Source organism: Acinetobacter sp. UBA3106 (assembly GCA_002365595.1).
Taxonomy (GTDB): domain Bacteria; phylum Pseudomonadota; class Gammaproteobacteria; order Pseudomonadales; family Moraxellaceae; genus Acinetobacter.
Genome location: DFAM01000015.1, coordinates 181,779 through 197,784 on the forward strand (window position 1 = coordinate 181,779; position 16,006 = coordinate 197,784).

At 43.7% G+C, this 16,006-nt stretch carries 13 protein-coding genes and 4 tRNA genes; 10 read left to right on the forward strand and 7 right to left on the reverse strand.

The genetic code is table 11. The features are described from left to right. Nucleotides 1-34 precede the first annotated feature (34 nt). Entirely contained in the window at nucleotides 35-1,207 is a 1,173-nt protein-coding gene (locus B4C48_RS07685; protein ID WP_291355170.1) for an acyl-CoA dehydrogenase family protein, read from the reverse strand. A gap of 191 nt (nucleotides 1,208-1,398) precedes the next feature. Here B4C48_RS07685 and B4C48_RS07690 point away from each other — a divergent pair, with 191 nt between their 5' ends. The 5 genes from B4C48_RS07690 to B4C48_RS07710 all read left to right on the forward strand — a co-directional run bounded on the left by B4C48_RS07690 (nucleotide 1,399) and on the right by B4C48_RS07710 (nucleotide 6,648). Next, the gene (locus tag B4C48_RS07690; RefSeq protein WP_291355172.1) at nucleotides 1,399-1,656 is read left to right on the forward strand and encodes a succinate dehydrogenase assembly factor 2; all 258 of its coding nucleotides are present in this window, start codon (nucleotides 1,399-1,401) and stop codon (nucleotides 1,654-1,656) included. Beyond that, complete coding sequence (locus B4C48_RS07695) at nucleotides 1,649-2,035, forward strand: hypothetical protein (protein WP_291355174.1); 387 nt, start codon at nucleotides 1,649-1,651, stop codon at nucleotides 2,033-2,035. Before B4C48_RS07690 ends, B4C48_RS07695 begins: the two co-directional genes overlap by 8 nt. A gap of 516 nt (nucleotides 2,036-2,551) precedes the next feature. Next, nucleotides 2,552-3,607 carry a hypothetical protein gene (locus tag B4C48_RS07700; RefSeq protein WP_291355176.1) on the forward strand — a complete coding sequence of 352 codons (1,056 nt, stop codon included), beginning with the start codon at nucleotides 2,552-2,554 and terminating at the stop codon, nucleotides 3,605-3,607. An 87-nt stretch (nucleotides 3,608-3,694) separates the two neighbouring features. Next, the gene (rrtA, locus tag B4C48_RS07705; protein ID WP_291355178.1) at nucleotides 3,695-4,264 is read left to right on the forward strand and encodes a rhombosortase; all 570 of its coding nucleotides are present in this window, start codon (nucleotides 3,695-3,697) and stop codon (nucleotides 4,262-4,264) included. A gap of 185 nt (nucleotides 4,265-4,449) precedes the next feature. Next, nucleotides 4,450-6,648, forward strand: a complete 2,199-nt coding sequence (locus B4C48_RS07710; protein ID WP_291355180.1) for a TRAP transporter large permease subunit — start codon at nucleotides 4,450-4,452, stop codon at nucleotides 6,646-6,648. A gap of 63 nt (nucleotides 6,649-6,711) precedes the next feature. On the opposite strand, the gene B4C48_RS07715 is transcribed toward B4C48_RS07710, so the two are convergent. From B4C48_RS07715 to rnr, 5 genes are all read right to left on the reverse strand, one after another. After that, a complete protein-coding gene (locus tag B4C48_RS07715) occupies nucleotides 6,712-7,584 on the reverse strand; it encodes a DMT family transporter (RefSeq protein WP_291355182.1) in 873 nt (290 codons plus the stop codon). 52 nt (nucleotides 7,585-7,636) lie between these two features. Continuing rightward, nucleotides 7,637-8,074, reverse strand: coding sequence for a hypothetical protein (locus B4C48_RS07720; RefSeq protein WP_291355184.1), 438 nt, complete (start codon nucleotides 8,072-8,074; stop codon nucleotides 7,637-7,639). A gap of 13 nt (nucleotides 8,075-8,087) precedes the next feature. Further along, nucleotides 8,088-8,297: a YheV family putative zinc ribbon protein gene (locus B4C48_RS07725; RefSeq protein WP_291355263.1), complete on the reverse strand. Its 210-nt coding sequence runs from the start codon at nucleotides 8,295-8,297 to the stop codon at nucleotides 8,088-8,090. Nucleotides 8,298-8,338: 41 nt separating this feature from the next. After that, a complete protein-coding gene (locus B4C48_RS07730) occupies nucleotides 8,339-10,378 on the reverse strand; it encodes a M3 family metallopeptidase (RefSeq protein WP_291355186.1) in 2,040 nt (679 codons plus the stop codon). 152 nt (nucleotides 10,379-10,530) lie between these two features. Then, nucleotides 10,531-12,951: a ribonuclease R gene (gene rnr / locus B4C48_RS07735; protein ID WP_291355265.1), complete on the reverse strand. Its 2,421-nt coding sequence runs from the start codon at nucleotides 12,949-12,951 to the stop codon at nucleotides 10,531-10,533. A 264-nt stretch (nucleotides 12,952-13,215) separates the two neighbouring features. Between rnr and B4C48_RS07740 the strand changes: the two genes are divergently transcribed. From B4C48_RS07740 to B4C48_RS07760, 5 genes are all read left to right on the forward strand, one after another. Beyond that, nucleotides 13,216-13,307: transfer RNA gene (locus tag B4C48_RS07740), tRNA-Ser, on the forward strand. 15 nt (nucleotides 13,308-13,322) lie between these two features. Beyond that, nucleotides 13,323-13,399, forward strand: a tRNA-Arg gene (locus tag B4C48_RS07745). 56 nt (nucleotides 13,400-13,455) lie between these two features. Then, nucleotides 13,456-13,532: transfer RNA gene (locus B4C48_RS07750), tRNA-Arg, on the forward strand. A gap of 154 nt (nucleotides 13,533-13,686) precedes the next feature. Continuing rightward, nucleotides 13,687-14,286: a dihydrofolate reductase family protein gene (locus tag B4C48_RS07755; RefSeq protein WP_291355188.1), complete on the forward strand. Its 600-nt coding sequence runs from the start codon at nucleotides 13,687-13,689 to the stop codon at nucleotides 14,284-14,286. Nucleotides 14,287-14,425: 139 nt separating this feature from the next. Then, nucleotides 14,426-14,502 (forward strand) — tRNA-Arg (locus B4C48_RS07760). 89 nt (nucleotides 14,503-14,591) lie between these two features. On the opposite strand, the gene B4C48_RS07765 is transcribed toward B4C48_RS07760, so the two are convergent. After that, a complete protein-coding gene (locus tag B4C48_RS07765; protein WP_291355190.1) occupies nucleotides 14,592-15,893 on the reverse strand; it encodes an SRPBCC family protein in 1,302 nt (433 codons plus the stop codon). Nucleotides 15,894-16,006: the final 113 nt, after the last annotated feature.

Genomic DNA, 16,006 nt, shown 5'->3' on the forward strand with positions numbered 1-16,006 from the left:
TCAAGAATTAAACCGGCATAGAAATAAATGTTGATTATAGCGAACGTGAAATCAGCTCTTTCATGATTTCATTGGTGCCGGCATAAATGCGATTGGCGCGGTTATCGATATAGGCACGTGCAATCGGGTATTCCATCATGTAGCCATAACCGCCATGCAGTTGCAGGCACTCATCTACGACCTTGGAAAACATCTCGGAAATTTTGTATTTCGCTGCTGCAGCTGCATCAATGCCCAGTTTTTCTTCAAGCTGTAATTCCATACAACGGTCTAAATAAGTACGACAGAAATCAATTTCAGTGCGTAATTCAGCCAGCTTAAAGCGGGTATTTTGAAAAGCACTGATCGGTTTGCCAAAGGCTTGACGCTGTTTGGTGTATTGAACGGTATGCGCGAATGCTGCTTCAGCTCCAGCCTGACAAATGATGGCGACTAGCATACGCTCCCAGGCCAATTCTTTCATCAGCATCATAAAACCCATACCTTCCATTCCTAAAAGGTTTTCTTTAGGCACACGGACATTATCAAAGAACAGTTCACAGGTATCTTGTCCTTTCATGCCAATCTTATTTAGTGGTTTTCCTTTGCTAAAACCGGCACGATCCGCTTCAACAATGAGTAATGACAAATTGGCAGACCCTTTATCGCCACTACCGGTTTTGCAGACCACAATTGCCATATCACACAGGTAACCATTGGTGATGAAAATTTTAGAACCATTGATCACATAATCATTGCCATCCAGCACAGCAGTGGTACGTACCGCTTGCAGATCAGAGCCGGTGCCAGGTTCGGTCATGGCAATCGCAGTCACTGTTTCACCCGAAGCCATTTTTAGGAGCCAATTTGACTTCTGCTCCTCATTGCCAAAATTGAAAATGTAATTGGCCACAATATCCGAATGCAGTGAAAAGCCAGTGGATGAATCCATGGCATAAGCCTGTTCTTCAATCAGGATCATGCTGTAAAGTCGGTCTACCCCCGAACCCCCGTATTGCTCTGGCATGGTGGCACAGAGTAAGCCCATGGCACCGGCCTTGTTCCATAAATCCCGGTCCACATGTTGTTGCTGTTCATATTTAGCAATATTGGGAACCACTTCCTTTTCATAAAATTTACGTACAGTTTCACGGAAAGCTTCATGCTCGGCATTAAATAAATGACGGGGTAACATATTGGCTAAAGGTCGAATCGCAGCTGCTTGCATTGTTATTGTGTCCATCTACAAAGTTATTATGAGATCAAAATTAAAAGATTGAACCGCAAGCGACAATGAGATGAATGCTCAAATGTTGCAATAAAATGATGAATTTGGTCAATTCAGGGAAATGGCTCGAAATAGAAGGGAGGGATAGGGTAAACTAGCAAAAATTTTCACACTGTTGGGGACAGCTAGCTATGAGCGAAGAAATCAGCTTGGAAGAACGTAAAGTTATTTACCGTGCTCGTCGTGGTTTAAAAGAGATTGATGTCTATTTTGACCCCTATGTAAAAAATCATTATTTACAGGCAGATGCAGCAGAGAAAAAAGTTTTTGCTGAATTGGTCGCGCAAGAAGACCCTGACCTATTAGACTGGTTTATGGAAGTGTCTGAACCACCGCGTCCGGAAATGAGAGCCCTGATTGTTAAGTTGAAACATTACGTCCATGGCTAATCGTTGTTTTCAGCTGAAACGCAGCCGTCTGGCATTGGTATTTCAGCTGATTATTTTTACTTTACTGATTGTACTTTTGCAGCAACTCTTGCCGGCATGGTTATGGTTGCTGTGCATTTTGTTGGGTGTAGTGACCTATGCCTATGGTTTGAAAGTACCTCAACCGATTCGTTTTGAACATTTGCATGCACGTGAATGGTCACTGTCACATTTAAAATCGCAACAGGTTAAGCGTGTTTCGATTAGTCATTTGATTGATCATCAGCTTTATATTGTGGTTTATTTCCAGCATTTTCACGAAAAGCCGCTATTGATCTGGGTCGATCAGCTTCCTTTACAACAATGGAAAGCACTAAAAAAACTGGCTAAATTGACCTGATTGTTAGACAGTTGTATAAAATTAACTTTAATTAAAATATTAATGATCAAATACATAGTTTTAATTTCGTATTTTTTGTAAGACAGTTTGATGTAAAAAATCACAAATATTTCAATTGTCGGACAATTTTTCTGCTGAATTATTTAAGCTAAATGTAAATTAAAACCACCAACAGCAAATGAGGAAATCATCATGGTGATTCCAACTTGGATGTTTCTGGTAATAGCAATTGTTTTGGCAATTGTTATTGGACGACTCGGAACAGTGCTGAAGGATCGATTTGCACAACATTAAAGCCGAAAGGCTTGACCCCTTGATAAGTAGCATGTGCCGAACCGTCGCAATGCTACTTTTTTTTGCCCAAAATTTTTAACTTGATGGAATACAGTCAATTTTCCGTACGTCATTTCGTGGCAAAGTATCAAACCTAATTAGAGTGAATACTCTTTTATTCAGATTTCGCATCTGATATGTTTAGGTGCTATGGACATAAACACAATTATAGAGGACAGGAAAATGTCGCAAGTCCAAAAAATATGCCAGGGTATGGCAGTTGTCATCGTTACAAGTTCTTTATTATCAGGTTGTTCTCAAGTGGTTAAATCAGGGGCAAATATTGCGCTGGGTTTCAGTGAGAAACATATTGTACCGCCTATCTTAGCCATGGATGATGCGGATATGGCGTGTAATTCAGGCAATGCCTTAACGCCAGCCATTATGTCGACCAAAGATATGGGGGCAGATCCAACCCGTATTGCGGTACTTTTATATGCTTCATCGGGAATCTGTGCTGAAAACCAGGCTTTGGAAGCAGAATTACATTATTTGCGCGCTTCTAAAGCCGGACAGGTTTCAGAAGCACAAGATGCACGTATCCAGCAAAAACGCTGGGCTGCTATTGCTGCACAGCGTCAGTACGCGGGTTATCAGCTTTTAGAAAAGCGTTGGGAAGCAAAATATAATAAGGCCTTGGGTGATGGATGCCCGAAAATGAAAAGCGACCTTGATCAAACTGTATATTTAATGGGGATGATCAGTGGTTTACAGGCCATGACCAATGACATTAATTCTGGCGGTGCAGTCAATGTACCAAAAGATATTGCTGCGGTGGTAGAACGCGGCATGGTGTGTCTGGACAATACTAAATTCTGGGGTGCGCCAGAAGCGGCGCGTGCAGTCATTTGGACTTTGCTGCCGGGTGCAGGGGATGGTAAGCCAGATCCTTATCAGACTTTAAAACAGTCGGTGCAACTGGGTGAGCAAAAAGGCGTACGCCTGTCACATGCCTTATATGCAGTGGCAGCTCAAGCCAGCGGGGACGATGGCAAAATTCGTGATGCTTTAAAAGCATTTGCCAATGCCCGTTCTGAAGAAAAACCGGTCAATCCGCAATTCAGACTGGTAGATAGCATGGCGCAAAATATGGTGCAGGGTATTTCAGACCGTTACTGGACTGAACATACCGGCATCCGTTCAAGTGATGATGGCATGCAGCGTTTTTGGGATGATCAGGACAATTCCGCAGAGCTGGATGACTTATTTACTGAAAATGAGAGTGCTGCATCTTCTTAAGTTAAACTGGGTGAAAGAGAATACAAGAAAGATTGGCTGGAATGATGTTCTATTTTTAATCCATCATTTCTAGCCGAGGGCATGCCAATGAAAGACCAGTTTCTGATGCAAAAAATTATTTTTATTGCATTTGTAATGTCTTTTTCGGCATGCCTTCAAGTTTTTGCAGATTCATTTATCTATTGGCAAGTTGATTTATTCAAAGAATTCTGGCGTTTATGGACAGCCCATTGGGTACATGTGGGCTGGATCCATTATCTGCTGAATATGCTGGCATTTGCATGCTTACCTTTTATTTTTCCCCGCGTCAAAATCTGGCATTTCGTGGCTCTGCTGTTATTGCTTCCACCGTTTATTAGCCTGTGTTTTTATTATTTCTTTCCCGATATAGAAGCCTATGCCGGCTTGTCCGGAGTTTTGCATGGGGCTTATGTCGCCGTTGCCTGTGTGCATTTGCTGTACAGGAAAGAACGCAATTTTGCTGCCTTGGTGCTGTGCCTGATTCTGGGGAAATTGCTTTGGGAAAATACAGTCGGCAGTGTCGGTACAGCGGAACTGATTGGTAGTCCAGTGCTGGTCGAAGCACATTTATTGGGGGTTATTGGGGGAGTAGGCATCGCCTTGGCTTATGTTTTATGGGAGTATTTCGTGGAATAGTGGCGAGATTGACATTTAAAACAGAAAAGAAAATACATATTGTCATTTTCATTGGTATCGAGTTAATGCAAATTTGTTCATAAGAATAAAGAGATTGAATAGAGAAAGGATATTGTCTATTCAGAAAAGGAAAGTTGGCATTGCTGAAGCGGTGGCAATGATCAAAATAAGAAATAGGAAGGCACATGCAAAATGATGAAAACAACAGATCAGGATTAGGTCTGTTACGTTATATATGGACAGAGTGGATCTCGACTTTTGTCATTCTATTACTACTTTTGCTCACACTCATCATTGGTACCGGTGAGATGATTCATGGTCAGCTATTACGTGTGGGTGAACGTTTATATGGTAATGAACAAATTGGCATGCAATATTCTTTCTTACGTGCAGAACCGACCAAGCCAAGCTGTGATCTACATCCGGATATTGATGCACAAGTACAAAAGCAAATGAAAGCCAATGCCAATGATGAGTTCGCCGATATTTTCGGGACCACATCGGAAGCAGATGTACGGGCTTCAGTCATGGCAGGGCAGCAACAGTGCCAGGAAAAGTATCAGTTCTATGACAAAGCCATTAAATATATGGATGAGCATCCAACGATAAGAACTTATCGTACCTTGGAAACATCATTCTTTGGAATCTTTAAGTTTGGTACTGAAAACCGGGTCATCATTTTATTGCTGATGGTTGTGGTTGCTGCAATTACCGCTTCAGTGAAATTTCATCATATTGGTTTACGTGCGCCAACCACCAAACTGGATTATCGCGTTTATGCCCTGTTTATGGTATTAGGTAATGGTTTGCTCACGGCATCGGTACTCAGTCAATATCACTCGATTATCAATTCAGGTGTGGCTTCAACTTATGAAACCCTGACGGTTTACTGGCTGTGGATTTTCCTCTTTATTACCTTGACCCTGATCAGTCTGTTACAACTGTTTAAACCCCCTGTAGCCAAGCAGGAAGGTAAGGGCAATCTGGGGCTGGCTTTACTGAGTGTGCCTTTATATGCCTACATGGCATTGGTGACCGGGTTGGTTTTTACCTTTGTCATGGATTATCCAATGGGGCAAGGGATTTACCTCGGAATTCTGGTGGAATTCTCAGGCATTTTCTTAAACCTTGCACTGTTTATCTGGGCCGGTATGTTACTGACTCAAACCCGGGTGATGGATTTATTCCTCGGTATTTTACGTCCTTGGAACTTGGCACCTGAAACCCTGACCTGGTTGATTTTGATTGCTGCAGCGATTCCAACTGCTTATACCGGTGCTTCTGGTATTTTCGTTGTTGCCGCAGGTGCGATCATTTATAAGGAAGTATGGAACTCGGGTTCACGCCGTCAATATGCTTTGGCTGTTTCAGCCATGTCAGGCTCGCTGGGGGTAGTGATTCGTCCATGCTTGCTGGTGATTCTGATTTCGATGCTCGACAGCCGCCATGTGACTTCAGATGAACTGTTTGATCACGGGATCTATGTATTCTGGCTTACGGCCTTGATTTTCCTGGGGGTATCACTTTACCTTGCAGAAACACGTTTCCGTGTGAACTCACCTAAAGTGGCCGTACCGGGCATGTTGAAAGCCATTGTGCCGGTGATTCCTTATATCGTGATTACCATTGTTGTCATTTTGATGTACACCGTGGGTCTGGATACCCAAATGGATGAATTCACTGCACCGGTGATTCTGCCAATTATTCTGATTGCTTATATTATGTTTGATAAATGGTGGGGTGATCGTTTTGTGACACCACCAGACCGTCATGCTGCTTTAGCTTTGGAGCATGAAAAACAGTCGACCTTTATGCGTGACCATACGCCACATGGCGGAGAAAAATCACGCGGCTTTGCCCATTCAATGTGGTTTGCTTCGGCAGAAACCGTTGGACATATTGGTGCATTGATTATCTTGATGGCCTTGTCTGCAAGTGTAGGCGGTTTGATTGAACGTAGTGAAGTGGTAGAATTGTTGCCAACACATTTGGGCAATATCTATATTTCACTAGCCTTTATTGCATTGTTGCTGGCAATTGTCGGGATGACTACCGATCCGTTTGGCGCCGTGATTCTGGTGGCTGCAACCATTGCACCGGTGGCTTATGAAAATGGTATCCATCCAATCCATTTCTGGATGATTGTATTGGTCGCATTTGAGCTGGGCTATGTATCTCCGCCAGTGGCGCTGAATCATCTCCTGACCCGAATGTCGGTTGGTGATGATGAGGTTCGTGCAGCTGATGCGGAAGCGAAAGCCAAATACACCAAGTTCTATTACCGTTATGAACGCTGGTTGCTGCCGATTATGGTGCTGTTCCCATCCTTGCTGATTGTGACCTATGCGCCGTATATTTTTAAAATGTTCGGTTGGTATCATTAATTCATCATGCTAAAAAAGCACCTTCGGGTGCTTTTTTTATGACAGGAAGAACTGGCTGAATGATTAGGCTGAACGTTTTTGAATAAGCGGACTACACAGGATAATCGCACTCAGAATAAGCCCGAAACCCATTAAACTATAATGATCGGGTGTTTCCTGCCAGAATATAAAGCCCCAGATTCCGGCGAAAATAATGGCAATATAATTCACTGGGCCAATTTGTCCGGCTGGTGCAAGTTTATAGGCATTAGACATAAAAATTTGACTGATATTGGCCAGCAGTCCCGCGCCAATCAAGAAACCCAGTTCAGTCCAGCTATAAGGACGCCATAGCCAGAACATCGGAATCATGGAAATGAGGGTGCCGATAAAACAGAAATAAAACACGATTTTTTCTGGCGATTCGGTACGGGTAAGCGCACGAACCGTTACAAATGCCATGGCAGCGAGGAAGCTGGCCCCCAGACCAATGACCGACATCTGGTTAAACATGCCGGCATCCGGCTTGGCCACAAGTATTACCCCGGCCAGACCAATGGCAGCTGCGATCAGCATGGATCGGGTGATTTTTTCTTTCAGAAATAGCCAGGCAATCAGTGGAATAAAAATCGGGGAAGAATAGGTAAACACCATGGCATTGGACAGCTTTAAATGGGCAATCGCATAAAAGAAGCCATACATGGCAATCAGCCCGATCACGGCACGCCAGCTATGCATCCAGATTTTTTCTGTCTTAAAAAAATCGATACCTTTAGTGAAAATCAGCGGTAGAAAAATAAATAGACCAACAAAATTGCGAAAAAATACAATGGTAGGATTATCGACTGTTTGTGAGGCATAGCGAATACAAACGCCCATCAGAGAAAACAGAAAAGCAGAGCAGGTGAGAAAGCTAAGTGCCTTGATTAAATTAATATTGCTTTTTGGGATGGGCATTAAACAAATTCAGCTCAAATATGTACGGATATTTTAGCTGAATTTTCACGCATTATAAGGGTTGTTTTTGAGCCAACTGAGCTTCAAGTAATTTAATCTGTTCTTCTTTTAAGGCAATCAGTTGATCTGCATCGGCATGTTGAGCTTTCAGCAAGGTTTCTTGCTCATTTAACTGGTTTTGAATATCGTCCAGTTTGGCCACTTCTTCTTTGGCTAAAGATTCATTTTCTGAAACTGGTGCTTGCAGCATTTTTTTATCTACAAGCTGAATAGTTTTCTGATCAGTTTCGGCAGCCGATTCTGCTGGTTTAACCTCGGCAGTAGGCGCCGGTTTTGCAGGTGCCGTTAAACTGGCACCTTCATGTTCAGGCAGTGTTTCATTTGAAGTTGCAAAAAACCATTGATAGGCCAAAAAAAGCACAATGATTGCAACTAATCCCCCCGTGATGCCCAATAAAAGTTTTGGGCTATTTCTTTGATCTAATGTCATATTGAACCTGTTTTTATTTAGGCTGACGCGGTTTGAACTGAATGACACCAATCTCATCCGGGACTTCCGGCATCTGTGGTTCATCGACATGCGTTGGCCGATTTTCGTTATAGCCGCAGTCGACACATTCAATCCATTCATCGTCGCCAGAAGTTAGCATGACAATCCGATCTAGCGCTTCACATTTTGGACATTTAGCACCTGCAATGAAACGACGTTTGATAGTCATCATCCTAACCTTCCGAACAATCTTAGATCCTTATTTTAAGCGTTTTTAGAGGGCTTCGTCCAACCTTGATGACGTAATAACGCATCTATTTTTGGCTCGCGTCCGCGGAAATTGATAAACGCGTCAAGTGCTGTATCTTTTCCGCCAACTGCTAGAATAAACTGACGAAATTCTTTTCCGGTCTGAACATTAAAAATTCCTTCTTGTTCAAAGCGATCGAAAGCATCACTGGCCAAAACTTCGGCCCATTTATAAGAGTAATAACCCGCAGCATAGCCTCCGGCAAAAATATGGCTAAAGCTATGCTGGAAACGGTTATAACTTGCCGTTGGTGCGACCGCGTATTTTTGACGGATTTCATCTAAAGTGGCTTGTACCTGCTCGGCATTTAAAGCGGAACTGTGCTTGTGTATAGACAGGTCAAACAGGGCAAATTCGATTTGACGCAAGGTTTGCATACCGGACTGGAAGAAACGAGCATCTAGCAAGGATTTAAGCAAATCTTCCGGTAAATGCTGTTTGGTTTCGATGTGTTCGCTGAGCAGATCGAGGCTGTCAGTATCCCAGGTCCAGAATTCCATAAACTGGCTTGGTAGCTCAACCGCATCCCAATCCACGCCGTGGGTACCTGCAACAGCAATATGGTCGACTTCGGTCAGCATATGATGCAGGCCATGACCAAACTCATGGAACAGGGTATTCACTTCATCATGTGTGAGCAGCGCAGGTTGATCGCCGACTGCAGGGGTGAAGTTGCAGACCATATAGCAAATCGGTTTTTGCAGGCCTTGTCGGGTTTGCATGCGCGAGCGGAAACCACTCATCCATGCGCCGCCACGTTTGCCGCTACGTGCATAGAGATCGAAATAAAAACCGCCGACCACCTTGCCTTGATCTTCCAGTTCAAAATAGCGTGCATCGGGATGCCAGACTGGCGCTTTACGTTCCACAATGTTGATGCCGTAAAGACGATTCACAATGCTGAACAGGCCTTGCAAAATTTTGGGTGCAGGGAAATACGGTTTCAGGGATTCCTGAGATAAATTGAACTGTTGCAGTTTCAGTTTTTCAGAATAGTAACCGGTATCCCAAGGCTGTAACTCGAGTATGCCATCCTGAATGGCAATCGTTTTTAATTCGGCAATTTCTTTACTTGCAGGTGTACGTGCATGTTCAGCCAGATCCACCAGGAACTTATCTACAGTTTCGACATCCGGTGCCATTTTGCTGGCCAGCGATAACTCGGCAAAATTAGCAAAACCTAATAGCTGTGCCATTTCATGACGCAGACTCAGGATTTCTTCCATCACCTGAGTATTGTCAAACTCAGGATGCTCAGACAGGTCGGAAGCACGTGTAGTATAAGCCTTGTATAATTCTTCACGTAAGCCCCGGTCATCGGCATAGGTCATGATGGCCAGATAAGCCGGAATGTCTAAAGTCGCAACTGGCTGATCCAGTTCACGTTGCTGACCATATTGTTTGAGCAGATCGATACTGCTTTGCGGTAAACCTTTGAGTTGTTCTTCGGTCAGAGGCTTGAAATAGATTTGGGTAGCATCTAATACATGATTCGAGAAGTCAGATGACAGCTGCGACAAACGAGAAGAAATTTCAGCATAACGTTTTTTCGCTTCACCTTCCAAAGCTACACCTGAAAGTTTGAAATCGCGCAGTGCCAGTTTAATAGCACTTTGATGGGCTGCTGGAAGCGTATTAAACACCGTTGCATCATGCACATGTTGATAGGTTTGATACAGCACCGTGTGTTGACCCAGCTGAGTGTAGTATTCGCTTAGTGCTGGCAGTAAAGACTGGTACAGTTCACGTGTTTCCGCATTATTCATCACGGCATTGAGATGTGAAAGCACACCCCAAGCTTCACTCATGTTGTTTTCCAGCGTATCGACCTGTTCCAGAACATTGAGCTGTGCCTGAGCATCTTCTGGAACTGCGGTTAAATCTTTTAAAAAACTTTGTCCTTGTTGAATGGCTTGTTCAATCTGTTGTTTTAAATCGGCCAGTTGAATCTGGTCAAATTGTGGAACGGGCAAAGTCGCCTTTTCTAAAGTCATTTCTAATACGCCATATCATTTATAAAGTTAATAATAGATGTAGGGCTTAGAGAGAGGGAAATCAAGGCTTATTGTTCTTTTGCTAAATAAATACTGATGAAGCATAGCTTTGAATAAAAAAGCCCTACCGAAGTAGGGCTTTTATCAGAAAATTATTCGATCTTGGTTTTCGCATTCGACTTTTTCTTTTTCGGCTTAGATTTTTTCTTCAGCTTGTCTTTGGGTTTTGCATCCGATTTGGCTGAAGATTTTTTATCTGATTTTTTAGCCAATGAAGTCGTTTTGGCTTTTGGCTTTTTCTTTCGAATCGGCTGTTCACCATCTTCACTCACTACAGCTTTCGCACGCGGGCTAAATACTTCTTCTGTTGTTGTCTTAGCCACACGTGGCGCTCGGCTACGAATAGCACGGCCGGCATGGGTCATTTGTTGCAACAGTTCAAAGTCAATCTTGCGATCTTCCAGATTTACCGCAGCCACTTTAATCTTGACTTCATCACCCAGACTAAAGGTTTGACCGCGTGCCTGACCGATCAGGCTTTGGCTTGGCTGGTCATAGACAAAATAGTCATCGCCCAGTTGGCTGACGTGGATCATGCCATCGACATATAAATCTTTTAAGGTCACAAACAGACCAAATTCAGCGACTGCACTGATGATACCGACAAATTCCTCACCAAGATGCTGCTGCATATAGTGACATTTCAACCATGTAGTGACGGAACGGGAAGCCTCATCGGCACGGCGCTCAGTTTGCGAGAAATGTTCACCAGCATCATCCAGAGCAGCACCAGAAAGCGCGAAAGGCTTTTGTTTTAAATGAGCCTTGATAGCACGGTGCAATAACAAGTCCGGGTAACGGCGAATCGGGGAGGTGAAATGCGTATACGCTTCATAAGCCAAACCAAAATGCCCAGCGTTGTTGGCGCCGTAATAAGCCTGCATCATCGAGCGTAACAACACCGCGTGAATGCTTGGCGCATCAATACGGTCTTTGGTGGCTTCAATCACCGCCTGATAATCTTTTTGTGTTGGCTGTTCCGGGAAAGGCAGGCCTAGCAATTTCACATATTCACGCACTTTTTGGATACGTGAAAATTCAGGTGGCTCATGCACACGGTACAACATTGGAATGTCATTTTCCAAGGCGTATTCTGCAGCGGCTACATTGGCCAGCAACATACATTCTTCAATCAGTTTATGCGCTTCATTACGTGAACGCGGCAGAATTTCATTAATGCCACCGAGCTCATCAAAGGTCATGTAGGTTTCGACTGTTTCGAATTCCATGGCATGACGCTCTGCACGCAAACCTTTCAAGATCTGATACAGCTGGAACAGGGTATTCAGCGATTTACGCACATCGCGATTTTCAGGAATCGCTTTGCTGTCACCATCAAAATACTGCGCGACCTGGGTATAGGTTAGGCGTGCTTTAGAATGCATTACAGAAGGGTAGAATTCAAAACCTGTAACACGACCGGCGCGTGACAGTTTTAAATCACAGACCATACAGAGACGGTCGACATGCGGATTCAGCGAGCATAAGCCATTAGATAAGGCTTCCGGCAACATCGGCAAGACAAAATGCGGGAAATAGACTGAAGTGCCACGTTCTTTGGCTTCATCATCCAAAGGTTTATCGTTGCGCACATAATGGCTGACATCGGCAATGGCAACCACCACACGGTAACCACCACCTGGACGTTTTTCTGCATATACGGCATCGTCAAAGTCACGGGCATCTTCACCATCAATGGTGACCAGCGCTAAATCACGTAAATCGATACGACCCTGACGATCCTGTTCATTCGGCTCTTTAAAGCTTTCTGCGTCGCGAACCACTTCTTCCGGGAACTCATAGGGCAAGCCAAATTCCAGAATGGTCTGCGGAATAATGATTTCAGTATCGGCTTTGTCTGCCATCGATTGTACGATATGACCGGTCGCCAGTTCTTCACGGGTCGGGTAGTCATCAATCGCGACACGAACTGAATCACCCACTTTCACCTGGGCATGTTCAATCAGTTCTTTTTCCAGGGTAATCGGTTGATGGGCATTCGGATTGCCGGGCTGAATAAAGTATTCGCCATCGTGAACCGCCACTTTACCAATAATTTGCTTAACCCGATATTGCACAACTTCGGTGATAAAACCCCAGGCTTTACCTTTGCGGTCCACAGAGGTTTGACGGACCTTGACGCGGTCGCCATTAAACACCAGACGCAGCTCGCGTTCAGGCAGTAAAATGTCATCATGGTTGGCAATGGAAGCACTGCCTAAACCTTTGGAATTGATATAGACAGTGGCTTCATGAGTCGGCTGGCTGGCTGCAAGCTGGAACTTGTATCCATCTTTCATTAACTGGCCATCTCGGACCATGGCAATCAGGCGATGACTGAGTGCATCAATACTTTTTTGATCTGCAATTTCAAAATGTTCCACTAAATCTGCATGCGATTGTGGAGCTTGTAATTTTTCAATCGTTTCAGAAATCAGAATACGGCTGGGAATAGGATTTTCATAGCGTTCAGCTTCAGCTTTAGCTTCAGGATCGACCCAATTTTTCATAATGTCTTTGGCTTCATGTCAGAAGATAGGATTAGCATAAGTCATGCTGCCACATACTGCACGTAAATGATTGCAATATTGTGTTTTTCAGTTCAAATTTTGGGGCGGAGTTGAATATTTCACCATCCGCTAGCTTAAAAAACAGTGAAAAGGGCAGAAGAATGTTGGAAATTGTTTAAAAAATAGATGATTGATTAAAAATATCAGAATTTTTTGAAATCTGACTTGAAGAAATGAAGTTTAATTTGTATTATGGCGGCTCGTTACGGTGAGGTGGCCGAGTGGCTGAAGGTACTCCCCTGCTAAGGGAGCGTGGGTCTTAAAGCCCACCGAGGGTTCGAATCCCTCTCTCACCGCCACGAATAACTTGAAATGCGCTCATAGCTCAGCTGGATAGAGCACTTGGCTACGAACTAAGGGGTCGGGAGTTCGAATCTCTCTGAGCGCACCAATCAAGTTAAATGTGGTAATTTTTTAGTAACGAATGCTGGAAAGCAATTCAAGTACGCGCTCATAGCTCAGCTGGATAGAGCACTTGGCTACGAACTAAGGGGTCGGGAGTTCGAATCTCTCTGAGCGCACCAACTTGAACACATCGACGGATGTAAAACTGGAAGAAACCGCACATGTTGCGGTTTTTTTGTGTCTGAAATTTATAGAATTAAAATAAACGGAATGCTAAAAATAAGGGCTAGGCCACAGAATAAATAAAATTAAGGACCAATATGAGAAAAAAACATGAGAAAAATCATTGTTCAGGAATTTATCACCTTAGATGGGGTGATTCAGGCACCCGGCGGACCGGAAGAAGATCTATCAGGCGGCTTTAACTATGGTGGCTGGGTTGCGCCTTATTTTGCGCATACCGATCCCGTGTTCGATAAGATCATGCAGCAATGGATGCGCTCCACCGATATTCTGTTGGGAAAAAATACCTTTAAAATTTGGGAGCATTACTGGCCCAAGCATGCCGAGATGTGGACAGGAATTAATGAGATTACCAAGTATGTTCTGTCTAATAGCATAGATCATTCGAACTGGCAAAATACGGTCTTTTTGAAGAATGTAGATGAAGTGAAAAAGCTCAAAGCTTCAGAGGGCGGGGATATCAAGGTTCATGGTAGTGCCCATATGGCACAGACGCTTTTTCAGCATGATCTGGTGGATGAACTGTGTTTGATGACTTTTCCAATCATTCTGGGCGCAGGTAAGCGTTTATTTGCTGAAGGCTCGGCTCCTGCGGCTTTTGAATTAACCGATAGCCTGAGTACCTCAAATGGTGTGCTGTACACGTATTACAAATGGGCAGGAAAAGTGACAACTGCTAGGGCGGATTAAAGGCTAATGATGCAATGATTGTTTAAAAAATAGATGAAAAATCCAATTTCGTCCAATAACTGTCCACTTGAGTGTGGATTTGTTAAAAAGCCCTTAACAGAATGTTAAAAACGCGTATAATGCACCACATCAAGACGTCGCGCTCATAGCTCAGCTGGATAGAGCACTTGGCTACGAACTAAGGGGTCGGGAGTTCGAATCTCTCTGAGCGCACCAACTTGATCGCATCGACAGATGTAAAACTGGAAAAAACCGCATTTAATGCGGTTTTTTTGTGCCTAGAATAAATCAAATGTATTAAAAAATTATTTCATCTTCTGTTTAATCTTTAAGGCCAGTACGGTATTGCCGCCTATGGCTGGTAACATGTCATGATAAGGCATACTCCGCATCGCTCTGAGTAAAAATGGCGCCTGGTCATGGATTTTCATGGCACTGGTGACATTTAATAAGGTACCGTTCCCTTGTGGAATAAGCTGCATTCCCCCTTTGACAAACTGCAAATCACCACCGACCGCATCAAACTGATTTTCCAAACTGTTGGGATAATCAAAGCGCAGTTTGAAATCGAATGGAATATTGATCACCCCCAATCCGACTGAAATTTTGTAGTCCGCATCTAAAGTGTTGGGGTCAATTTTTTTAATGTCGATGTCTTTAATCTGGCGGGGAAAGAGTTCCTGATAGGCAGGAGCATTCAGCCAGCGCTGCATATGGTGCGGGTTTTTTGCAAAATATTGATAGCTGCTACTAAAACGCAAGCTTTCCAAACCGTGTGGATAGGGCACTTTATTGGATGGCAAGATAAAAGAAACCGGTTCCTGGGACAGTTGGCTCAGGGCGGCAATTTTTTGCACCTGGCTTGAGCTTAACGGGGGTTTAGGGAGTTCTCCAGCTTTTAAGGTTTGGTAACTCGGTGCTTTAAAGTGTTGTTGCAAGGCTTCTAATAAAAAAGCGTTGGTGCCTGAGGGAATGCCGAGTTTGGCTTCAGGTAGGGCATTCAAAATGCTGCTGAATAAAAAGCCTTTGGGATGGTTCAGGTCACCCCATTGGGTCACGGTAATTAAAGTCTTATTATTGCCTAAATCAAACCATTCAATTTTGCCTGCGCCATAAGGAATGGGTGCATCCAGCACAATGGTGGAAATACTGTTGGCCGCTAAATGATGCTGCATCACTACATTTTCTTTAAAGTTCAAGATCGGAATGGGAGTAGGGATAGACACCTGATATTTCATCTGGGTAATGTTGTCTTGTTGCTGCACCACCTTTGCAGACTTTAAGGTAGGAAATAGCCCGTTGTACCCGCTATAGTTACCTAGAAGCCGTGCTACATTTTGGCTGTTGGTCGGTACAACCACGGCACCGGTATAAAACTTGCCAATCATACTTTGCGGATGTTTAAAGGTCGGTAAGGTAATGGCCTGTGCGGGATGAGCGTAAATTAAAATACGGTTTGCAGTTAAGTCAGCTAAAGGTTGAGCTTTGCCCTGAAATACACTCAGGCTACTTGGGATCTGTTCTTTCCATGGAATAATTTTAGCCGAAACCTGTGAACCCATCAGGCAACAGAGTATTAGCAGACTCCATTTCTTGTTGTTTTGCATATCACATCCTGTTTATGCGTTTTTAAGTCAATGATGATGTTTTAATCAATTTTCAAAGCCTTGGGAAGCAAACTTATGTAATTTTGCTGGTAATGGGGGCGAGTAAAAACAAT